Origin of the sequence: Mucilaginibacter gilvus (assembly GCF_004054195.1) — a bacterium.
Lineage (GTDB): Bacteria > Bacteroidota > Bacteroidia > Sphingobacteriales > Sphingobacteriaceae > Mucilaginibacter > Mucilaginibacter gilvus.
The window spans coordinates 55,517-78,389 of the sequence record NZ_SBIW01000011.1 but is presented as its reverse complement, the minus strand read 5'-3'; the positions used below and the strand labels follow the sequence as shown (position 1 = coordinate 78,389).

The window sequence follows — 22,873 nt, the reverse complement described above, 5'->3', positions numbered from 1 at the left end:
AGCTTAGAACTTATAGCCTAAAGAAAGATAGGCCCGCCAAGGCAAACTTATTTCGTTTACAATGGTGCTTTTGCTAATAACAAAATCCACCGGGCCAATTACCGACATATAGCCGAGATGTAAGCCATAACCAATATTATCATGCCCTTTTTTAAATAAATTGGCTACTGTGTTGTATCCGTTGCTTTCGGCGGCATAACTCAGCATCGGTATAAAATAAATATTTTTAATTGGGTTGTACTGCGCCGAAAAATTAAACGCCGTTAAGCCCCTAAAAGGAAGCTCTCCCTGCCTTAAACCAATAAAGCCCTGGTTGGAATACAGGTCACGTTGATCGGTGCCGCCCAGCCCAAAATTATTATTCAGATAGAAGAAATTATTGCCATTTGCCCCAAACCGACTGCTGCTGTTAAAGCCAGTTAGTACTCCTATTTTTAACGATATTGCGGGTGTAAGAGGCAATGCAATCTCATCTTTTACGTAAAATCTGGTAATGTTACCCGGCAGGCCTTTTGGGGTATATAGGTTACTTTGCGGGTTTAAATATTGGTAAATATCAATTTCATTCGTGTCGGTTCCGGCTATGTTATTCAACTTAAGGCGATTATCAAAAGTGTATTTAAATTCCGATTCTAATTTATTGCCTGACACAGGATAATAAGCCGAAGATGTAGAATTTTGAACAAATTTCAAAAAGAAGGCTTCGTTATAATGGCGGTAAACCGTGTTGCGCTCGTCTACGCCAATTACCTTAGATACAATGCTTTTTGCCTTGTAAACATCCTCCAACTCATAACTTATCCCGGCTTGCGCATACATGGAATGGTTGAACGAATAACCTACACTGGCAGAAGTTTTAACTGAGCGGATAAAATAGTCGGGCGGGGGCGAATTAAGGTCTTTTACCGAAAACAGGGATAGCAGCAAATCGTTACTTTTTAGGTTGCGGTATTCGGCATCGCCCCTCACCCATAGCTTATTATCAGGGCTGATGAATTTGTAATAGTTTGTTCTCACTTTAAATCGCTCAGTAGCATCTACAGTAACCAAAAAGCGCGACCGGTTAAAAAGCAAGTTGTAATACGTGTAGTTTAAAATAATCCCTGCGGACTGGTCGGTATCGTAATGTACAGCGGTTTTAAAATGCCCTTTAGTTCCTTTTTTTAGGTGGATATCCATTTCCAAACCTTTGGTGCCGTTATTAAAAGTATAGAAAACCTTATCATAAAAACGAGTGCCGAAGATTTCACGAATATTGTTGTTTACCGTTGCTGCATCATAGTATTTGCCGGTATCCAACTTCCAAACATGCTGTAGCATATCAAGCTCCGCGGTATCAGTAATTTGTTTATTTCTGTTGGTGATAAAATTATATTTAACAACGGGTGTTTTTGCAGTTTCAAAATGTTGTGGCGCAGCCGTATTATGATCAGCCTTTTGCTGCTCTGCAATTTTTATTAACTGAGGCAAATATTTTTCGGCCTCTATTTCGCCCCGTTTCATTATTTTGTTATAACGGGAGAAATCGGCGGCGCTAATTCCAGCAAGCACTTCAGTGTAATCTATCAATAAGTTCGTTTGGCTTTTTTGCTTTCCAAAATCCTCTACTTCTCCAAATGACATTGTTTGCATAAGCAGATTAAAAGGTGATTCAAGCTCTTTTTCTTTTAATAGATGAAAGCCGGTGTAGCCACCTATGACATAGTCTGCACCCATGTTGCGTAATTCTGCCGCTGGATAGTTGCGTGTAACACCACCATCTACTAATATTTTGTCATCAATATAAACAGATGTAAACACAGCCGGAATGGCCATTGTAGCCCGCATAGCCAACGGCAATGACCCTGATTTTTGCATAACCACTTTTCCGTCTATAATATTTGAAGTTGTGATTTGGAGGGGAATGAATAGTTTCGAAAAGTCGGTAATGTTTCGGGCAGGATAAGTGTAGGTATTTAGTACCTCTGATAAATATTGCCCTTCAATAATTGATATCGGTATAGAGGGTTTACCTTTATGAATTGGCAGTTCCAGCAGATACCTCCCGTACTCGTCTTTTTCCTCAATATTAATTTGGCTAAGCGGTACATTGTTAGACAGTGCCAAATTCCAGTTAATACGCTTTACAATATCTTCCAATTGCCGCCCCGAGTAGCCCATAGCGTACAGGCTACCTATTACGCCGCCCATGCTGGTGCCCGTGATATAACTCACTTTGATCCCCAAAGAATCTATCTTTTTCAACAAGCCGATGTAGGCGAGCCCTTTGGCTCCACCACCGCTTAGTGCAAGCCCTATTTTAGGCTGTGATTTAGGTTGCGCGGCAATTTGATTTTGCGCAAAGCATGTGGCTCCACATACTACCAATATATAAAATAAGGAAGTCGACAGTAAAAATTTATAAGTTGCTTCGCGATAATACATTCAAAAAGAGTTGAAAGCTATATTTACCTAAGTTTAATTAAGCCCTTGATATTAGTGTTGCTTAAAGTATATTTAAGAAAAAAAGTCAAGACATCATGGTTAAAGCTAAGTTAGGTAACGACAGGCGTTTTGGGAAATTAATTGAGGAACAAAATGACATTGATTTTCCATATTATAACGGTCAACCTGTTTACTTAAAAACTTGGAAATGGATTGTGGCCTGGTTAGGGACTTTTGTAGGTTTCCTTGTGCTGAGTTTAATACCCACGCACAACAATATCGAAATGATTCCAACTCGTATCTTATTCACGGTTACACCACTGGCGATCTTTTGGTATCTTACTAAGCCTTATTGGAAAGCGATTTTCAGAAAGCCGGTTGCTAAAGATTATTGGTATATGGTCATCTTCGCTATATTAAATATAGTTATAACTACTATTATTGCCATAATTGTACAGGCACTTGGCTTTCATACTGCTGATACACCTGCAACAAATGGCCTCGGGCATGCGCATGTGGCGGAACTGGTGGCTTTCTACGTTGGAACCGGCATACAACTTTTCGGTGAAGAACTGCTTGTTGTAATTCCATTCTTAGCAGTCATGTCAATACTTCAATTAAAGTTTAGTGTATCGAGAAAAAAATCTATTCTTTGGGCGTGGCTTTTATCAGCGCTATGGTTTGGTGCTATCCACTTGACTACTTACAACTGGAATATTATACAGTGTTTTGTAATTATAGGAGGTGCCCGGATTGCCTTGACACTTGCATTCATCAGAACAAAGAATATTTGGGTGTCTACAGGCGCTCACATCTTGAATGACTGGGCACTGTTCACAGCAATTACGTTAGCTCAGGTGCTCAAATAGACCCTGTTATTTTCCATGGATTTTGCAAATTTAACTGTTCATCTGAATCTCAAACTATCCAAAGATGTGGATCCCGTCTTTAAAGAAGCACGTGTACTTGGTTAGCATCTATTTTTTAAACTGCTTTTAAAAAATAGAAAAGTCTTCATTGTTTAAGATAGCTGCCTATTATTCAAAGATAGCGAGCGATAAAAAACCAGAACTTCAGTTCGCTTTTATTTATTGAGCAACTTGATCCTGATTCCAGCATTAACCACCACACCATCCAAAGGCGCGTAAATGTTCTTGAATTTAGGAGTAGTCAAACTGCCCGTGTAAATACTGCCCCATTTGGTTTGGCGCTGATCAGTCAAATTCTCAGCGTTTACAAAAATATCCAGGTGCTTCCACATCTTCTGTACCAATAAACCAAAGGTTACGTAATCTTTTCCGGTGGTACCGTCTGATAATAACTGCGGGCCGGTATAAAAACTTTCAGCTCCGAAACGGAAACTTCCTTCAATTTCATAAGTCACATCAAAACTTAATTGATTTTTGGGCGTAAGTGTTTGTAGCTCGCTTATCCCGTTGAAATGCGTTTTGGTATCAGTGTAAGTATAGCCGACATAAAATACCAGTTCATCCATCACCAACTTGATATTGATTTCCGCGCCCTGTGTGTTTAAGTAACCGGGAGCATTAATAAAACTATTGCTTTGCAGAATCAACGGTCTGTCCACCCTTGTTGAAAAAAACAATTGGTTTACGTTAATAACCGCTTCATCGCCTAATGCACAGCGGTAATTCAGGTCGCCGTTTAAACCATAAGATTGTTCAGCTTGTGTGTTGCCGATGTTTAAGGGCTGGATATGCACATAGTCATCCTGTTCTACTTCGTCGTTGAATAAGGACGGCATTTTATAACCCAGTCCGCCGCCAATTCGGCTACTCAAATGGTCTGTGATCTTAAACAGCGCGTTTATTCTCGGCAAAATAAATAGACCCGATGATGGTGTGGCCGGTGCGGGGTTATTGATATCAAGGCGTAAACCGCTCTCTACAGAGAACCAATTATTTGCCTTGTAAGTGTTTTGTACAAAAGTCCCGATGGTAACCTGGTTATAGCTTAGGCTGTTTTGCGGGGGTTCTGCCGTAAAATGATCGGTGATCAGGTTGGCACCGGCAACCCAGGAAGCTTTTTCGCCATTACGCACATAGTTGACTTCACTGTACGAGGAAACCTGCCTGCCTTTAAAATCAAACGCTGGCCCGGCCAGATCCCGGTCAAAATAACAGATCGTATTTTTTAAATTGATCTTGCTTTCTTCATCTATCTTATGGGTAAATGAGAGCTGAGTTGAAAAGCGGAATGTTTTGTTTTGCTCAAAATATTGATGCACATTATCGGGTTGACCGGAAATGACCTGCAAATCCCCACCCAAACGGTTCTCATAAGTGGTATTTACACCGAACCAGCCGGAATTATGTTCATCCATATACAGGAATACTTTCGGGTTGATGGTAAAACGTTTGGTTAGTGGTATAGCGCTTAGCCCGGTATTCGATGGGTCATAAGCGCCATTGTAATTATAAGAACCAAATATGGTCGTGCCGATATGTTTCCACTTTTGGCTGTAATAGCCGCTGGCATCTGCACCTTTGGCGCTTGTGCCATTCAAAAGAAAAGTCAGTTCAGGTGATTTCTCCGGCACTTTGCTGATGAGGTTGACTAAACCTGCAATAGCGCCGCCGCCATATAAAGTCGAGGCTGATCCTTTGATAAATTCTACTTGTCGTAGGTCCAGCGGGCTGATCTGTAATAAACTGAGATTACCCGAAAAGCCTGAGTACAAGGGCATCCCATCTTGCAGGAGTTGCGTGTACCTGCTGCCCAAGCCCTGGATACGGAAACTGGCACTGCCGCTCACCGCTGAAGTTTGCTGGACGTGAATGCCAGTGGTTTCTCCCAGCAGCATTCTGACATCGCCGGGACGCATGGTGCTTTTTTCGTCCAGTTCTTCTAAGGGCAACGCCTCTATACGCGTTGGGATATCCCGCAGGTTCTGGTTGGTTCGGGTGGTTTGTACGGTTACTTCTGCCAGTTCACCGGTTGATGGTTCCAAGTTAATGGTCAATACCTGATCGGGAGTTTGCATTGGAAAACTGTAAACCTTTTCGCTTTTGCCAAAACCCACATAGGTGATCTCAATCTCGAATTTACCGTTAGGTATATTAGGAATAGTCAATAAGCCGCTGGTATCAGCGCTTATGCTGATCTTTAGGTCAGGAATGGTCGCGGTCGCGCCTTTCAGCGCCGCTTTGGTCTGGTCGTTGAATACTTTCGCTCGGAATGTATTCTGCGCTGATACCAAATGTGCCAGCAGCACAAAGGATATCAGCATGAAAAATCTTTTCATGTATAATATGAATATTTAGCCATAGCTATGCTCTGGCTTGCGTTAAAAACTGTATGAATAAAAATGGAGTGAGATATTTAGGCTATCGGTGGCCTGAAATGTTCATGGTGATATTCAGAAGTATAGAATAGAATGTTGTAGATAGGCTTATTAATTATGGGGTGGCTGGTAATGGTAAAAAGCCGGAATACATGCTCAACGAAGAAGATCGAAAGCGTGGGTTGATGTTGGAACTGTAGCGCCCCACCGTTTTTTGGTTGGGCGTCATGGGCGTTGTTCCCAAATAGCTCTTTACCGTGCAGTAGGTAATCGCCGACAAAATCACAAATATCCGGTGTACCAGCCTTGACCTCACAATAGGAGCGGTACATCGCAGGAAGGTCGCGCATCAAAGAAAAATCACTCAAAGGAAAGATTACGCTTCCGGCCAAAAAATAACAGGCTAATAAAGCGGTCGTGATTGATCTTTTCATTTAGTACAAATGTAGATAAATTTAGTACTATGTATAGCACGGTAATGTTTTAATTCCTTAATACCATTGGTAATTTACTTTACCATTATGTTGTGCTCAGTTTCTTCATTGGCAAATCATAGGGCGCGGATTATTCTAAAAGCACCTCTATTGCATTTACGGCTACTGGAAATAATTTTGAACTGGCAATTGCCGTGGCCATCGGTGTATTTGAGATCAATTCGGGTGAAGCCTTCGCCGGTGTGATCGGCCCGTTGGTTGAAATGCCTGCGCTCATCGCGTTAGTCAACCTTGCTTTTTACTTCCGTAAAAAATACTACACCACCAAAACTTTAACCACTGTAGAATAATAAAGATCGCTCTTTTCCGACATACACGCTAACCTACCGGCATTGGAAGCATTCTTTGCCGATATTGAAAAAACCAAGCCGGATGCGGTTTACTGCCTCGGTAACCTGGTAGGATATAATATTTGGCCAAATGAAGTGATTGACGAGATTCGCAAGCGCGGAATACCGACCATCGCCGGTAATTATGATTTTGGTATTGGGCGTCATAATGATGATTGCGGTTGCGCTTACAAAACTGACGAAGAGAAGGCTTTAGGCAAAGTGTCTATTGCTTATACCAATGAAGCGGTAAAAGATGAACAAAGGGCTTATTTGCGTACCCTGCCTGCCCACATACGGTTAGAATTTCAGTTGAACAATGATAAACTGAATGTTTTATTCGTACACGGCAACCCCCGCAAGGTAAATGAATATCTTTTTGAAGACAGGGACGAAAAAAGTATGCTGCGAATTATGGAACAGGCTGATGCCGACGTAATGTGCTTTGGCCATACGCACCAGCCCTATCACCGTATCCTACCCACACAAATTACATAGTATACGCATTACCGCCATGCCATTAATATCGGCTCGGTAGGCAAGCCAAAAGACAAAGACCCGCGCGGCGGGTATGTGTTACTGCATATCAATGAAAACAGTTCGATAAAAGACAAAGACAGTGTAAAAGTTGAGTTTATCCGCTTTGATTATGATATTGAAAAAGCGGCAAAAGCGGTTGAAGACAGCCCGTTGCCTAATGAATATGCTGATATGTTAAGAAACGCCTAATATGAAAATTGCACTCTTTTCGGATGTCCATGCCAACCTCCCGGCGTTTGAAGCGTTCCTGGCCGACGTTGACAAAAATAAACCAGATGCCATCTATTGCCTGGGCGACCTGATCGGCTACAATATTTGGCCCAATGAAGTAATTGCTGAAGTACGCAAACGTGGCCTTGCCATGCTCGCTGGTAATCATGACCTGAAGACCAAAGGTTATGCTTATGAATTGGTTACGGATGATAACAGGGTTTATTTGAATACGCTGCCTGCACATATCAGGTTGGAATTTCAGCTAAACAGCGATCACCTCAATTTGGTACTGGCACATGGCAGTACACGTAGTATCAATGAGTATGTATTAGAAGACCTTGAGGAAAACTATGTGTTAGAAATGATGGAGGAAGCCAAAGCTGATATTTTATGTATCGGCCATACGCATAAACCATACCATCGTATCATTGGGAATAATAAACACGTTGTCAATATCGGTTCTGTCGGTAAACCGAAAGATGGCAATCCGCAAGGGTGTTATGTACTTTTGACTATTGCCGAAAGCGGATCAATTAAAGTTGAATTTAAACGTTTCGATTACGACTTGGATAAGGCTGTTCAAGCGATTATAAACAGCCTTTTGCCGGATGATTTAGCAGATAAATTACATAAGGCATATTGAAATGAATTGAAAGCATTAAAAAGTTCTTAATTTTAAAGACTATGGCTATTTTCAAATCACTATTTATTTTTATTCTTGCCGGACTTTTGGAAATTGGTGGTGGTTACCTGGTTTGGCTTTGGCTAAAAGAAGATAAGCCCTGGTGGATGGGGCTTGCCGGGGGCTTCATTTTGGCCTTGTACGGCGTAGTTGCGACCTGGCAGACTGCTGGATTTGGCCGCGTATATGCCACTTACGGCGGTATCTTCATCGTTTTGGCGTTGATCTGGGCTTGGAAAGTCGATGGGTTTAAGCCTGACCGCTGGGATATAATTGGTGCTGCTATCGCTTTAATTGGTGCTTGTATGATTATTTACATGCCAAGAGCGAGATGATTTTTTAACCCCCGTTACATTTTCATACCAGCCATTTGATCGCCCCCATTTTTAAAGATCGCTTCACTATTCAATAAATATGCGCCATTGGTTACCACAATACTGCCCGGACTTAGTCCTGAAATAATAGGAAGGTAATTTTGATTTCCTGAACCCACCTTGATCATTTTGGGAGAAAAGCCACCATCTGAATTTTTTATCCAAACTTTGCTTCCTCTACCATCCGTTAAAACAGCTGAAGCGGGAACCGCCATGGTATGAACTCCGCCATTCCCGATGGTTATATAAGCCAGCATACCAGGCCTAACTAATCCTTGCGTATTCGGAATACTAATCCTTATCAGGTCAACTTTGGAGGTTTCCGATAATTCAGGGTTAACAAATCCAACTTTACCCTTGATGATTTGTCCACCCAGATCGGGAAGGGATACATTTACCAAGTCATTAACCTTGTAAATTCCAGCTTCGTTGGCGTAAAGCTGAGCCTCTACCCATAACCTGTTTAAGGACTGCGCTTTCAAAATAGTCATCCCTTCCGTTACATAATCACCCTCATGAACCGCGATATCGCTTACGGTTCCGTTTATCTTACTTAATACAACCGTTGAAGCAGATACTTTACCCGATGCTGCTAAACTATTGATCTGCGATAATGCCAAGCCCCATAATTGCAGTTTACTTTCTGCGGCAACGATCAGCTGCTGATAATCTACATCCGGGTTATGCAGTAATTTTTGTTGTTGTTTAGCCAGGAGGTATTCTTTTTCCGCTTCCTGGAGGTCTTCGCTGTAGAGGGAGTAAACAGGCTGCCCAATAGTGATTTTTTCACCAACCGCTCTCACAAAAAGTCGTTGTATCCGGCCGGCTAACCTGGCACTCAATTCCTGTGCGCCGGTTTCATCCGTTGTCACGGTTCCGGTAAGCGTTTTTTCGTTACCGGTATTTTGTTCTTTAACGGTGTCCGTTTGTATAGCCGCCAGTTGGACTTGGGTAGCGGTAAGTATGATCTTATCACCGGCCATATTATTCATCGTGCCGGTCAGTTCGACCTTGATCAGTTTCATGCTGCAAATTGGGCAATTGCCATCATGGTCTTCGTGAACTTGTGGGTGCATAGAACAGGTATAGTAGGCTTTATTTTGTGCTTTTACTACTGCCTGTTGCTTCGCTTTAGGATGGCAGGAATTCAGGCTGATCAGGAATAAAAATGCAAGGCAAAAGAGCGATACCGTTTTAAACGCTATTGTGTGATTATTGAACTTGATCATGGTTTTGTATTTTAATGAAGCTTTCGCTGTCGGATAAATATTGCGCATTGGATGCCAGGCTATCGGTCAATGATAGCCCTTTTGTGATCTGTATTTCCTTGTCATTTTTCACCCCGGTGTAAACCTGCCGGGCTTTATACAAACTACCCCGTTTTAGCCAAACCAATTGCGTACGTCCCAAGTCCAGTACTGCAGATCGGGGCACCCATAGTCCGTTCGCTTCCCCGGTTTGTATTACCGCTTTAATCAGGCTGTTCACTTTGAGTTCGTGATCCATATTGTCTAAATATACCCTGATGCTTGTTGCTTTATCACCATCCTGCAAACTTGGCTCAATGAAATTCACCTTCCCGCTGATCGATTTGCCCGGCCTATCCAGCAAGCTAATCTGTACCTTTTGATTTAGTTTTAAACCCGAAACCTGGGAGCGGTCTATTTTAATGATGGCCCAAAGCATGTGCGGGTTGACCACATTGAATAGGGTTTGGCCCTTTTCCACATACGTACCCTCTTTTATCGACAACGGGAGGTTGTTAGCATAATCCGTAGCTGTATTGCTCACTGGACTACCGGCCATTTGCGTATGCGGCATATCATGCACGTGACCTTCATAAAGGCTATAAACAGGCAGACTGTAATAGGCTTTGCCTGTTTTGATCACTTGCTCCACTTGTGCGGGTGTCATACCCAACAATAACAGTTTTTGCCGTGCCGCGTTAACGAGGCCGGTTTCCTGCGGCGAATTTTTTGTGACAAAAATTAAATCTTGCTGCGCAGTTATCAGTTCAGGGCTGTATATATCAAAGATGCGTTGCCCCGCATGGATCTCTTGAAAAGCGTATTTGATATACAGATTTTCTATCCGGCCAGTAAAACGGGATGCGATATTGTTAAATGTCCGGGTGTCAAAGTCCAGGTATCCATCGCCCGAAATGACTGTAGTTACAGCTCTTTGAACTGGCATTATATAACCTACTGAAGAAATTACACTACTGTTAACAGGTTGTAAAACCGTGTTCAGGCTTATCCCTGAACCCTCGCTGGCCTGACCCGATCTCTTAACCAGATCCATCCCGCAAATCGGGCAATTGCCCGGATGGTCTTCCATGATCTGCGGGTGCATTGGACAGGTATATTTTACATCGCTCATTTTTTTAGCCATTGTTGATTTCGCAGCCGGTTGTTTTTGATCACATGCGGCAACTGTTAGCAGGACTACCAAACTTACAGACAGTATTGCTCTAATATTGCTCATTTTCTCTTTGATAAGCTATCTGTAATTGTAAAAGCTCCTGTAAGCGGTCCAGTTGCTCCATCTTTGCTGCTTGCAGATCTTTGATCCCGTTCAGTACCGAAGGCAGATCGCCTGTGTTTTGTTCATAGGCCTGCAAGGCGGTTTTATAACTATTTTGCTGTGCGGGAATGATGTTTTGCCTATAGTTAGTCAACTGCCTTTTTTTGCTGCTGATCTCCGCTTTTAAACCGGCCAGTTGCCCTTCGGCCTGGTTAAGCAGGTCGGCCTTTTTTTGTGCCAGCGCTTCCTGCTCAAAACGGATACCTTTCAGGTTTGCCTTATACTCTTTGGAGGCCCAGGGAACAATTGGTATGGTGATCACGCCCATTAAGGTGTACTGGCTTGGCGTATTGCCCAGCCCGATCATGTGCGCGGCCTGGATGCCAAAATCCGGCTTTCGCTTGCTGTATTCCGCATCAGCGTTGAGTTGCTGTAGCTCGATGCTTCGGCTGATCCCTTTAATATCACTTCTTGAACTTACCAATCGGGCAGTATCGGTGATGGTAAGCTCATATTCCATGATGGTCACAGTCGTATCTATCATAAACTCGGTTTGCTTATCCCGGTTCATTAACGTATTCAGCAATATGTTTTTTTGCCGGATCTCATTATTCAATTGTTCCCGGATATTATCCAGTTGATACAGGTCGGCTTTGGCTTTATAAATGTTATTTAGCTTTTCTTTTCCATAGGTAAGCTTGATATTAGCATCTTTCAGCATATATTCTAATAGTCCTTGTGTACTTTGCAGTAACGTCAACTTTTTTTCCAGTACAACCCGATCATAATAAGATAGCCTTGCTTGCGCGATCAATTGGTTTTTCAGATAGTTCTTATCTTCTACAGTCACTTTGGACACTCCTTTAAGGTAAGCTTCCTTTGCTCTCAGTTTAGCCGGATTCGTAAATGTTTGCTCGCCGTAGATCATAAACCAGCCGGCATATGGCTTTGGCTGGTAATTGGTCTGGTACTGCCCGGCACTGATCTTTGGTGCTTCGAGACTCTTGGCACCAGCTACATAAGCATCTTCCGCGTTGATCTTTTGATCAAATGAAATCAAAGAGGGGTTAAATGTAATTCGTGACAGGACACTATCCAGCGACAAGCGCTGAACCTGCGCTTTTGCCGATAAGCTTAATAAGCTCGCCAGCAGCATATATATGATTTGATGTTTCTTTTTCATGTTCATTATTCCTTTACGTCCAATACTTCTAGCTTGCTATGTTTTTTGAGTTCATATTCCTTCACCATCAAAAAGATGAGCGGAGTAACCAATAAAATATGAGTGGAAGAAGTTAATACGCCGCCGATCATCGGCAACACAATAGGTAGCATTACATCGCTGCCCGTACCGGTTGCCCAAAGCACCGGCACTAAACCGAACAAGGCAACGCAAACCGTCATCAATTTGGGGCGCAATCGTTTTACAGCCCCGTTCATTACATAGAAGCGAAGGTCTTCACGGGTAATGGTTTCCTTTGAATTTCCTTTTAAAGTGACCAGTTGCTGCATGGCATCATTCAGGTAAATAACCATTACAATACCCGTTTCCACCGCGATCCCAAAAAGCGCGATAAAACCAACTGCTACGGCTACCGATAAATGCACCCCGAAGAAATACACCATATAAGCCCCGCCGATCAATGCGAAAGGAATAGAGATCAGGCTAAAGAATGCCTCCCTTATCGAATGAAAAGCAAAGTACAGACAGGCAAAGATGATGAGGAGTACCACGGGTAAGATCAGCTTCAACGTATGTTCTGCCCGGATCAGGTTTTCGTACTGGCCGCTCCATTCAATGAAATAGCCTTTCGGCAAGGTTTTGACCATCGTGTTCAATCTTTCCTGTGCTTCCTGTACCGTACTGCCCAGGTCACGGTCACGGACATTAAATAAAACGGTGCCGCGTAACAAGGCATTTTCAGATTGTATCATGGCCGGGCCATCACTGATCTTAATATCGGCGACGGCTGACAATGGCACAGGCCCGTAAGATGGCGTTTGCACCAATGTCCGTTTGATCGCGTCCAGGTTGCTGCGGTAATCCTGCGCCATCCGTACATTCACGCTGAAACGCTGCCTGCCCTCAATGGTAGTTGTTAAATTCATGCCACCTAAGGCGCTTTCCACCACTTCGTTTACATCATCTACACTTAAACCATACCTGCCGATGGCATCTTTGTTCACCTGTATATCGACATATTTACCACCGGTTATCGGATCGACGTACATATCCTTTATTCCGCCAACCCCCTGTAAGGCACGTTTCATTTGATTGGACAAGGCACTGATGGTATCTAAATTTTGGCCATAAACTTTAAGCCCCACATCGGTACGGATACCTGTGGATAGCATATTGATGCGGTTAATGATGGGCTGTGTCCAGCCGTTTACTATGCCTGGAATTTGAAGTTTGGCATTCAGTTCGTTGATAATATCTTCCTTTTTGATACCCTTGCGCCATTGGTCTTTTGGCTTCAGCAAAATTATGGTTTCCGTCATGCTGATCGGCGAATTATCAGTAGCGGTATTCGCCCGGCCTGCTTTGCCCAATACGTTCGCAACTTCGGGTATGCTTTTAATGATCCTGTCCTGTACCTGCAGCAATTGCTTAGCTTCTGCATTGGATATATCGGGCTGTGTAACCGGCATGAACAAGATCGTGCCTTCATCCAATGGTGGCATAAATTCGCTGCCGAGGCTTAATAAAAGCGGAATGCTAATGAGCAATGCTATAATATTAATCCCGATAGTGGTTTTGCGCCAGGTTACGCACCAGTTGAGTATGGGGCGGTATATCTTTTCCAGTCCACGGTTCAACGGGTTATGGTCGTCCGTCCTTAATTTCCCTTTCAGGAAAAAGGAGATCAGCACGGGAGCCAGCGTTACCGCTAAAATAGCGTCTATCGCCAGTATGAATGTTTTCGTCCAGGCTAAGGGGCCGAACAACTTACCTTCCTGTCCTTCCAATAAAAATACGGGTAAGAATGATGCAACGATGATCAGCGTGGAAAAGAACACGCCGCGGCCCACCTGTTTACAGGATGCTTCAATGATCTTGATTCTTTCTGCTGTGGTCATGATCTTTCCTTTTCTTGTGCAATAGCTAAATTGCGGTGTGAGTTTTCTACCATGACAATGCCGTTATCCACGATCACCCCGATTGCTAAAGCAATACCGGTTAAGGACATGATATTGGAACTGATGCCAAAAGCATTAAGTAAAATAAAACTGGCGGCTATGGTAATGGGTATCTGTATAATGATGCTTAACGCGCTACGCCAGCTAAACAGGAACAGGATAACGATGATAGATACCGTGATCATTTCTTCGATCAGCGTATGCTTAACCGAGTTAACCGCGCTTTCTATCAATTCGCTGCGGTCATAAGCGATCTTAAATTTAACACCGGGTGGCAAGCCTTTTTGAATATCAGCCATTTTATCCTTGACCGCATGGATCACCTTATCGGCATTTTCGCCGTAGCGCATCACTACAATGCCACCCACGGCTTCGCCTTCGCCATTCTGATCAAAAATGCCCAGGCGTTCATCACCACCCATTTGAACAGTGGCAATATCTTTTATCCTAACAGGGACAGTTTTGATCACGCCCACACTGATATTTTCAACGTCGGATAGCGTTTTAATATAACCCAATCCGCGAACGATATAACCGGTCCCGTTCATTTCAAACTTGCGGCCGCCAACATCGTTGTTATTACTTTTTACCGCTTTGAGTACCTGCGATAAGGGGATGTTATAATAGTTAAGTTTATGGGGATCAATGCTGACCTGATATTGTTTTTCAAAACCGCCGAAAGAAGCAACTTCACTTACCCCAGGAACGGTCTGTAAGCCCAGTTTCACATACCAGTCCTGTAAGGCACGTTGTTCACCGAGGTCTATCCCTTTCGCATCCAGCGTGTACCATAAGATATGCCCGACACCCGTACCATCAGGGCCTAATGTTGGCGTGATGCCTTGTGGTAATATACGCTGTGCGTAGTTCAGGCGTTCCAATACCCGGCTACGTGCCCAATACACATCGGCTTTATCTTCAAAAACAATGTAAACAAAGCTCATTCCGAACATGGAAGTAGCCCGGATGGCTTTTACTTTGGGGATGCCCTGCAAATTACTCACCAACGGGTAAGTGACCTGGTCTTCCATGATCTGCGGACTGCGCCCTTGCCATTCGGTAAAAACGATCACTTGGTTATCCGAAAGGTCGGGTATGGCATCGATCGGGTTCTCCTTTACCGCGTAGGCTCCCCATCCGAAAAGGGCAACTGCGATCAGCAGAACGATATACCTGTTTTTTAAGGACAGGGAAATAAGTTGATTAATCATCTTAATTGCTTTAATCAGTCCCTGGCCGCCAACTGACAGACAGCGGCTGAATGGAATTACATCTTCATTTTTTCTGCGGGTTTCTTTTTGGCATCGGTCTTTTTAACCAGGGCCATACCACATTTCGAGCATTTGCCCGGCTTGTCGCTTAATACTTCCGGATGCATGGTACAGGTGTATTGTACTTTTGCAGGTTTTACTTTTTTAGTGGAGTCGGCGGACATTTTACCATTGTGGGTGTCGACAGCGAACACGGTTGCGGCAGAAAACAGTATGGCCATAGCCATCAGCGTTACTTTTTTCATGATTTTGAAAATTGAAAAATGAATAAATAGCAAAGGCAGAGCCTGTGCGTGGAATTATAAATTAAGATGAATTACAAGGGAGGTATAGCCGGATGCAGAAATGCAGGGCTATAGCAAAGCTCAGGATCAGATCCTGTAAGTACAGTTTAAGGTGTAAGCAGGTGTATCGGAATGTCCGGGGGGAGCATTACCGTTATACATTATCTTCGTTTGCAAATAAGTTAAAGCCGGTGAAGGGTACGGCATTACTAATGACGGGATCAGCGCGGGTGCCGGGTGATCCAAAGCAGCAGCAACTACGGTAAAATGGCTGTCCTTTACTTTGAAACTTAGTTTTTCATGTTTGCAGCAATTATCCTTTGTACCGGGTTCCTTTGGGCTATTATCTTGCATAGCATACGTAAAGGTAACAGATGCCAGTTTACCACAGCAATAAAAACGGTTAACCCCAATACCCACACAGGATATAAGATAAACAGCAATTAAAAAGATGAGCGTGGTACGTTTCACAAATCGAAGATAATAAAATTATACGTGCTACAGGGCAATGTTGTTGTAAAGCCGCCCCTAAAAGAGGCGGCTTGTTATATTACAACTTACATTTAGTCGTACATTCTCCTGAAGCCTTACAGGTCTTACTGCAATAATCCCTGCAGTTTGGCCCGCAGCTTTTTGCACAGGTTGTACAGTGGTTCATTTTACTATTGCAACATGGAGTGTTGGCAAAAGTGATTGATATAGCGGATAATAACATCACCATAGTGATGAAAAGGAACTTTTTCATGATCTTGAATTTAAAGATTAATAATTAATTGAATAATACGGTCATAGACTGGCCGCGACAAGAATTGAATTATTAAACTTTCGGAGGGTTCCAGCCGTTATCGTGATAATCTGATAATGCACCAGCTTTAAAAGGGTAGGCAGCTTGCTGATAAAGATCAATAACCGCAGGTAAATAGGAAATCGGGGTAGTTAAGATAAAACCACATGTTCCGCAAGACAACATGGCATTGCAATTGCCTTTGGCACAATCATCTTTTGTTTCTTGCTTTTGGTGTCTACAGCAATCCTTGTGCATTTTTGCTACACAGCAATCTGCTTTTACATGATGAATATTCGCCATACCCGTCATGGAGGATAACAGCAAAATATTCAGGATAAGAAAAACAGCTATGGATCTCATGTACTTATTAAAACGTTTATCGTTGGAAATATTGCGACATAGATCGCTTAAATACTCTGCCGTAAATATAGAAGCTACTCTTGCTGATCATTTTATATAATTCCGATTAAAATTTATATCTTATTGTACTAAGCTTTTACTTTTAACAAGCTGGCATTGATCGCAACAACAACGGTGCTGACGGTCATTAGCACGGCACCTGCTGCCGGACTTAATACAATGCCCTGGTTGTAAAGCACACCTGCGGCCAATGGTAAAGCAATTACATTATAACCTGTTGCCCAGATCAGGTTTTGTATCATTTTGCGATAAGTCGCTTTGCCAAACAGGATCAGACTTACAATATCCTTTGGATTACTGTTCACTAAAACGATCCCTGCTGTTTCTGCCGCAATATCGCTTCCCGACCCTACAGCTATGCCGATATCTGCTTGGGCAAGAGCCGGCGCATCGTTAACACCATCGCCGGTCATCGCTACAAACTCACCTTTACTTTGTAATTCTTTGATCTTTTCTAATTTTTGATGTGGCAATACCTCGGCAATGAAGCTATCCATGCCTAACGTTTTACTTACACTGGCTGCTACTTTGCTGTTATCGCCTGTTAGCAAAATGGATTTAATATTTTCTTCCCTTAGTGTTTTAATCGCTTCCGCTGATTCGGGACGCAGTTCATCTGATAGGGCAATGTATCCCGCCAGTTTTTGATCGATCAATATAAACACCACCGTTTCGGTGTCATTGGCGGTAAATCCATCCGGTACAGCTAATTTATTTTCATTCAAATAACCAGGACTAACTACCAATAGCGTTTTGCCCTCGACAGTCGCTTCTACGCCCTGGCCCGTGATCGCCTTAAAGTTTTCAGCTTGCGGGATCGTTAGTTTCAGGTCTTTTACTTTTTGCAGGATGCCGGTAGCAATGGGATGTTCAGACTTTTGCTCCAGCGCTGACGACAAACGAATCAACTCATCTTCCTTAAATTCCTTATTTAGGGAAACCACCTTTGACACTTCAAACTTTCCTACGGTAAGCGTACCCGTTTTATCGAATACAATGGTGGTAATTTTCCTTGCATTCTCAAACGCGGTTCGATTTTTAATGAGCAAGCCATGTTTGGCTGACAAGGCGGTTGACTTAGCCACAACAAGCGGTACTGCTAACCCCAAAGCATGAGGGCAACAAATAACGATCACCGTTACCATTCTTTCCATAGCAAATGCTAAGGTTTGGCCTGTTAAATACCAATACAGGAACGTGCCGATGCCCGTAACCAACGCGATAACGGTTAGCCATTTTGCGGCGGTATCTGCTAAAAGCTGTGTTTGAGATTTGGATTTTTGTGCATCGTCCACCAATTTAACAACCTGCGACAAATAGGAATCTTTAGCTGCGTGAGATACGGTTACCTTAAAAGAGCCATTTCCATTGATAGAGCCGGCAATTACTTTATCGCCCTTTGCTTTTAATACCGGCTTGGATTCACCGGTCAGCATCGATTCATTCAGGTAACTTTCACCCTCCAATATGATCCCATCTGCTGCGACTTTCTCGCCGGGCTTGATCAGGATAATATCGTTCTCTTTTAGCGTATCTGTTTTTACATCATGCACCATATCCGGCATGACCATGTGCGCATCTGAGGGCATGAGCTGAACCAACAACTCCAGTTCATTTGATGCGCCCATTACGGACTTCATTTCTATCCAGTGCCCTAACAGCATGATCAGGATAAGCGTAGCCAGTTCCCAAAAGAAGTCCATTCCCTTTAAACCGAATACAATAGCAACGCTATAGCAATAAGCAACCGTTATGGCAAACCCGATCAGGAACATCATACCGGGATTTTTTGACTTTACCTCATCAACGAGTCCAGTTAAAAATGGCCAGCCACCATAAACAAACACCACCGATGATAAGGCAAACAAAATATAGGAAGAACCTGTAAAAGTCCAGTTTACGCCCATAAAATGCTGTATCATGGTTGATAGCAGCATAATAGGAATGGTCAATGCCAACACCACATAAAACCGCTTTTTAAAATCAGCGATCATCATGGCGTGGTGGTCATGCTCCGACATTCCCTTATGCTGGTCATTGCCTTTGTGCATTTTACTGTGATCCATACCTTCCGGCATTTTGTTCATGTCCATAATTGTAAATTATTTGGCTAAATCCGTTTCAAGTATCTTTTTCTTCTCGTGGTATTCTTCCGTCGTGATTTCACCGGCAGCAAATCGCTTTTGTAGCATATTCAGCGGCGTGTCTTTCCGCTTCCGTTGGCCCGGAATATCATAAGGTGTCGCGAATATCCAAAACAGCAGGATCATCCAAATGAACCACCATATCAAATGCATTCCTCCAAAATTTCCGTAGTACATCATGATCTTAAATTTTAATATCAGTTAAATAATTATGATTTTTTTACTGCTTGTTCCTTTGCCTTCATTAACCAGTAGCAATGCGCGGCGCAAGCATGGAGCTTATAGTTTTTGTGTGTCGTTCCGAAATTATGCCCCTGCGGATCTAAGATGGCGCAATTCTCCTTGTCAATATCTTTGGTGTTTAAAACATTCTCGCCGTTGATATTATAGTACGATCCATTCTTTTTCGCCATACCTAATTTTCGTCCGTCGGAGCCAATAACACTACCATCTTTATCGATAAAATATAACTCCTTGCCGGTGTTATCCCTAACCATATTGTTTTTATCAATATAGCCAAGTTTTGTCCCGGCATGGTTATGTATCCCACCCTTGGCGTTAATAAATATTTTTTGGGAAGAATCGCGGACGGTTTGGGCGAATGTACCCGTGGCGCCACTTGTTATGACCAATAAGATCAGCAACAGCAGATTTAGTTTTTTCATGATTTGATTGTTTAATGGAAGTAAATGTTATTTATCACAAAAATCCACTAATTGGCCTTATATTTATCTGATCATCAACAAGTTCATAAGTGATAAGAATCACTTATGAACTATGCTGCCACTATATTTAATAAGTCAGCGTCAATCCACCACCCAAGCCCATATCACTATCGTAGTGCGTTGACAAGGAGAAATACTTAGTAACAATATATCTTAAACCAGCCGCATATTCTTTGTCGGTGTTCACCATGATATTGAAGCGTAAACGGCTCGAAACCGGTATGTCGTCCCGTCCTAACTGGAAGCGCAACTTACCGTTGCCGTCGATACGTGCATCCGCCACAAAAAGCATCGGCAAGGTATAGGCAACACCGGCCACTACGGTATGTCGGTTATTCTTATTGCTCACCTGTCCGAACAAATTCTTGTAGTCACTTCCAAAAATGTTTTTTTCGTTGGGATTGAACTTTTTATAGTGATAATCAAAGCCAATGTAAGGATATAACCATTGGTTACGACCGATATAACGGCCAACCATCGTTTCACTTTCATAACCCATCTTAGCATTGGTGCCTAAATGCCACATCGTACTGGCTTGCCAGCGGGTGTTAGATAGCATAAATTGCGCATCGCTTCCGTTACTTTCCAATCCAAGTTTGCCCATGAAATGTGGCATCTGGTCGTCCATGTTCAACATCTTCCGCGCCAGCTTGGGATCAGGTATTTCTGGGTTAGGCGGTGAATCTTCATAACTGAATATCCTGCCCATACCGCTCATCATGTGGTATAAAATATGGCAATGAAAGAACCAATCGCCGCCAGGTTCAGAGGCGTTGAACTCTATGGTATCCCGTTCCATCGGCATAATATCCACCACGTTTTTCATTGGGGCATTTTCACCTTGGCCATTAATTATCCTGAAATCGTGCCCATGCAGGTGCATCGGGTGGCGCATCATACTGTTGTTGTATAGAATGATCCTTAAGTTTTCACCTTTTTTGATCAAGATCCGATCTGATTCGGATACCGTTTTATTATCCATTGTCCAAACATAACGGTTCATGTTGCCGGTCAGATCGAATTTAAGTTCCCTCATCGGGCCTTTGGGTAATGTCGTATTATGAGGGTCACGGAGCATACCGTAATTAAGGGTAACAATATCCGAGTTGTCTGCCGCCATATTCATACCAGCCATACTTTTATCATTTGCCATCTGCATAGCTGGCATAGCACTTTTTTTATCGTCGGCCTGTGGTTTATCCGCCCCGGTTATTTCAGGATACATTACGGCATTCATGTCCATGGTTTGGTTCTGCATCTTCATGCCATCCATTTGTACCATGTTACCGCTCATGTCCATCATGTCATTCATCATTTTCATACCGGCGAAGTATTTCAGTTTCGGCATTTTTTCTGCATAAACCTTTTCCCCCTTGCCTAACCAAAGTGAAGCTGATTTGGTGCGGTCTTCAGGAGTAACCAAAAACTCATAACTTTTGCTGTCCGGAATAGTAACTACTACATCATAGGTTTCAGAGGGTGCAATAATCAGTCTGTCCACTTCAACCGGATCAACGTCATTACCATCAGAGGCAACCACTGTAACTTTACCACCGGCATATTTAAGCCAGAAGTAGGAAGTGGCGCCGCCATTAGCTATACGCAGCCTTACCTTATCCCCGGCTTTATATTGGGGCTGTTCATTTTGATCTTTACCGTTGATCAGAAATTTATCATAGTAAACATCGCTCACGTCCATCGCATTCATGTGCTTCCACTCATTAGCTACTTTAGTTTTAAAATGGCCTGCTTTGATCGCCTCCAGATAACTTTGGGTAGTGCCTTTTTGGATAGCGAACCAGTCGGATGCGGCGTGTAAACTACGGTCAACCTCTTTAGGGTTCATGTTTGTCCATTCGCTTAACACCACCGGTAAGGTTGGGATATTCCATTCTTTCCGCTTATTCATGATAAAAGCACCGTACATACCGATCTGCTCCTGCAATCCGGTATGGCTATGGTACCAGTGGGTGCCATGTTGTTTGATCGGAAACTTGTATAAGTGCGTTTCACCCGGCATGATCGGCATTTGTGTCAGATTAGGTACGCCGTCATAACGGTTGGGTAAATAAAGCCCATGCCAGTGCAGGGATGTTTCTTCTTTTAGTTTATTATGCACATAGATCTCGGCGGTATCGCCTTCAGTGAAGGTCAGGGTTGGCATGGGAATGCTGCCATTCACCGCAATTGCCCTTTTTGGCTTACCCGCATAGTTGACGATAGTATCTGCTATATAGAGATCATAACGAACAGTGCGTGGCGGCACATTATTGACCAGTGTTTTGATGGGGCCTAACTTTGCTTTTGCGGTTTTCATATCAGTGGCCATTTCACCGGCGTCATCCATTTTCATCCCGTCCATTTTCATCCCGCCCATATCACCTGCTTTTTTACCGGTATCTTTAGACATATGCATACCATCCGGCTTTTCAGTGGGTGACTTTTTCTGATCCATTTTCATCCCGTCCATCTTCATTCCACTCATATCATCCGCTTTCTTTCCGGGTGCTTTCGAGGGCGTACCCGCCGCCTTTTTCGCCATAGCTTTAGGTTTTTCTTGAACCAGTTTCATACCGCATTTAGGGCAATTACCCGGCTTGGTCGAATGGATTTCCGGGTGCATGGGACAGGTATAGGTGACTGGTTGTTTTTTTTGCATACCAGCCATATTTTGCATATCGTTTTGAGCGAATGCGACCTGCTTAAAGCAAAGCATCATCGCTACAAATAGTACTTTTTTCATCTTTAATTTTTTAGTAAGGGGCTATCGCTGTTCTGTTTAACCCAATTCATGAGTGTTGCTTTATCTTTTGTTGAAAGAATGGCAGTCCTGTGAATTAGACTATAGGAAGATAATGGCATCGAGCCTTCGTCTAAACTTTCACCGATAGCCCTTAATTTACTTCTTTGTTTCCTGGAGGAATAGGTCCCAAACTCATTAAAATTCAGTTCTTCCTTCCCCTTGCTGACGTGCCTGTCCATCATCAGCCTGATTGGCTGGAGCCAGGAATACAGCGGATATTCGGTATGATTGCTATGGCAGTCATAACATGACGTTTTAAGAATGTCACCAACGTTTACCGGAACTGCATACACCTTGCTGATGTCATTTGCAGGCATAGCTTCGCTTTCATTATGATCGCGGGGGATGAATTGGATAATGATCAATAGAACCACAATTACAGTTAGCGAAATCTTAATTACACGTTTCATAACGG

Annotated in this window: 21 protein-coding genes and 1 pseudogene; 6 read left to right on the top strand and 16 right to left on the bottom strand. The window is 43.1% G+C overall.

What is annotated here, in order from left to right; translation table 11 throughout:
- Positions 1–3: 3 nt before the first annotated feature.
- A complete protein-coding gene (locus EPL05_RS19745) occupies positions 4–2,424 on the bottom strand; it encodes a patatin-like phospholipase family protein (protein WP_128535724.1) in 2,421 nt (806 codons plus the stop codon).
- Positions 2,425–2,519: 95 nt separating this feature from the next.
- Here EPL05_RS19745 and EPL05_RS19740 point away from each other — a divergent pair, with 95 nt between their 5' ends.
- Positions 2,520–3,293, top strand: a complete 774-nt coding sequence (locus tag EPL05_RS19740; protein WP_128535723.1) for a CPBP family intramembrane glutamic endopeptidase — start codon at positions 2,520–2,522, stop codon at positions 3,291–3,293.
- Between the two features lie 215 nt (positions 3,294–3,508).
- Here EPL05_RS19740 and EPL05_RS19735 read toward each other — a convergent pair whose 3' ends face one another.
- Entirely contained in the window at positions 3,509–5,689 is a 2,181-nt protein-coding gene (locus EPL05_RS19735; protein WP_128535722.1) for a TonB-dependent receptor, read from the bottom strand.
- A gap of 77 nt (positions 5,690–5,766) precedes the next feature.
- The gene (locus EPL05_RS19730) at positions 5,767–6,162 is read right to left on the bottom strand and encodes a hypothetical protein (protein ID WP_128535721.1); all 396 of its coding nucleotides are present in this window, start codon (positions 6,160–6,162) and stop codon (positions 5,767–5,769) included.
- Positions 6,163–6,222: 60 nt separating this feature from the next.
- Between EPL05_RS19730 and EPL05_RS19725 the strand changes: the two are divergent.
- The 5 genes and pseudogenes from EPL05_RS19725 to EPL05_RS19710 form a co-directional block, all read left to right on the top strand.
- Positions 6,223–6,512, top strand: a pseudogene (locus EPL05_RS19725) (arsenic resistance protein); the annotation flags it as partial.
- A gap of 21 nt (positions 6,513–6,533) precedes the next feature.
- Entirely contained in the window at positions 6,534–7,049 is a 516-nt protein-coding gene (locus tag EPL05_RS19720) for a metallophosphoesterase family protein (RefSeq protein ID WP_262708205.1), read from the top strand.
- Between the two features lie 75 nt (positions 7,050–7,124).
- Positions 7,125–7,280: a hypothetical protein gene (locus tag EPL05_RS24400; protein ID WP_243837333.1), complete on the top strand. Its 156-nt coding sequence runs from the start codon at positions 7,125–7,127 to the stop codon at positions 7,278–7,280.
- Position 7,281: 1 nt separating this feature from the next.
- Positions 7,282–7,947, top strand: a complete 666-nt coding sequence (locus EPL05_RS19715; RefSeq protein WP_128535720.1) for a metallophosphoesterase family protein — start codon at positions 7,282–7,284, stop codon at positions 7,945–7,947.
- A 41-nt stretch (positions 7,948–7,988) separates the two neighbouring features.
- Positions 7,989–8,321, top strand: a complete 333-nt coding sequence (locus EPL05_RS19710) for a YnfA family protein (protein ID WP_128535719.1) — start codon at positions 7,989–7,991, stop codon at positions 8,319–8,321.
- A 14-nt stretch (positions 8,322–8,335) separates the two neighbouring features.
- On the opposite strand, the gene EPL05_RS19705 is transcribed toward EPL05_RS19710, so the two are convergent.
- From EPL05_RS19705 to EPL05_RS19645, 13 genes are all read right to left on the bottom strand, one after another.
- A complete protein-coding gene (locus EPL05_RS19705) occupies positions 8,336–9,589 on the bottom strand; it encodes an efflux RND transporter periplasmic adaptor subunit (protein ID WP_166727761.1) in 1,254 nt (417 codons plus the stop codon).
- Positions 9,573–10,739, bottom strand: coding sequence for an efflux RND transporter periplasmic adaptor subunit (locus EPL05_RS19700; protein WP_166727760.1), 1,167 nt, complete (start codon positions 10,737–10,739; stop codon positions 9,573–9,575). The genes EPL05_RS19705 and EPL05_RS19700 overlap by 17 nt, the downstream gene beginning before the upstream one ends.
- Positions 10,740–10,830: 91 nt before the next feature.
- Positions 10,831–12,066 (bottom strand): TolC family protein, encoded by a 1,236-nt coding sequence (locus EPL05_RS19695; protein WP_166727759.1) that lies wholly within the window; start codon positions 12,064–12,066, stop codon positions 10,831–10,833.
- 5 nt (positions 12,067–12,071) lie between these two features.
- Positions 12,072–13,964 (bottom strand): efflux RND transporter permease subunit, encoded by a 1,893-nt coding sequence (locus EPL05_RS24525; RefSeq protein ID WP_128535715.1) that lies wholly within the window; start codon positions 13,962–13,964, stop codon positions 12,072–12,074.
- Positions 13,961–15,235, bottom strand: coding sequence for an efflux RND transporter permease subunit (locus EPL05_RS24520; protein WP_128535714.1), 1,275 nt, complete (start codon positions 15,233–15,235; stop codon positions 13,961–13,963). Before EPL05_RS24520 ends, EPL05_RS24525 begins: the two co-directional genes overlap by 4 nt.
- A gap of 56 nt (positions 15,236–15,291) precedes the next feature.
- Positions 15,292–15,540, bottom strand: a complete 249-nt coding sequence (locus EPL05_RS19680; RefSeq protein WP_128535713.1) for a heavy metal-binding domain-containing protein — start codon at positions 15,538–15,540, stop codon at positions 15,292–15,294.
- Between the two features lie 126 nt (positions 15,541–15,666).
- Positions 15,667–16,050 carry an HYC_CC_PP family protein gene (locus EPL05_RS19675; protein WP_128535712.1) on the bottom strand — a complete coding sequence of 128 codons (384 nt, stop codon included), beginning with the start codon at positions 16,048–16,050 and terminating at the stop codon, positions 15,667–15,669.
- Between the two features lie 346 nt (positions 16,051–16,396).
- Positions 16,397–16,726: a hypothetical protein gene (locus tag EPL05_RS19670; protein WP_128535711.1), complete on the bottom strand. Its 330-nt coding sequence runs from the start codon at positions 16,724–16,726 to the stop codon at positions 16,397–16,399.
- A gap of 128 nt (positions 16,727–16,854) precedes the next feature.
- The gene (locus EPL05_RS19665; protein ID WP_128535710.1) at positions 16,855–18,879 is read right to left on the bottom strand and encodes a copper-translocating P-type ATPase; all 2,025 of its coding nucleotides are present in this window, start codon (positions 18,877–18,879) and stop codon (positions 16,855–16,857) included.
- A gap of 9 nt (positions 18,880–18,888) precedes the next feature.
- On the bottom strand, positions 18,889–19,110 hold the full coding sequence (locus EPL05_RS19660) for an SHOCT domain-containing protein (protein WP_208394793.1): 222 nt from the start codon (positions 19,108–19,110) through the stop codon (positions 18,889–18,891).
- Between the two features lie 29 nt (positions 19,111–19,139).
- The gene (locus tag EPL05_RS19655) at positions 19,140–19,595 is read right to left on the bottom strand and encodes a 5-fold beta-flower protein (protein WP_128535708.1); all 456 of its coding nucleotides are present in this window, start codon (positions 19,593–19,595) and stop codon (positions 19,140–19,142) included.
- Positions 19,596–19,722: 127 nt separating this feature from the next.
- Entirely contained in the window at positions 19,723–22,398 is a 2,676-nt protein-coding gene (locus EPL05_RS19650; RefSeq protein WP_128535707.1) for a multicopper oxidase domain-containing protein, read from the bottom strand.
- Positions 22,399–22,400: 2 nt separating this feature from the next.
- On the bottom strand, positions 22,401–22,868 hold the full coding sequence (locus tag EPL05_RS19645) for a heme-binding domain-containing protein (RefSeq protein WP_128535706.1): 468 nt from the start codon (positions 22,866–22,868) through the stop codon (positions 22,401–22,403).
- Between the last annotated feature and the right edge of the window lie 5 nt (positions 22,869–22,873).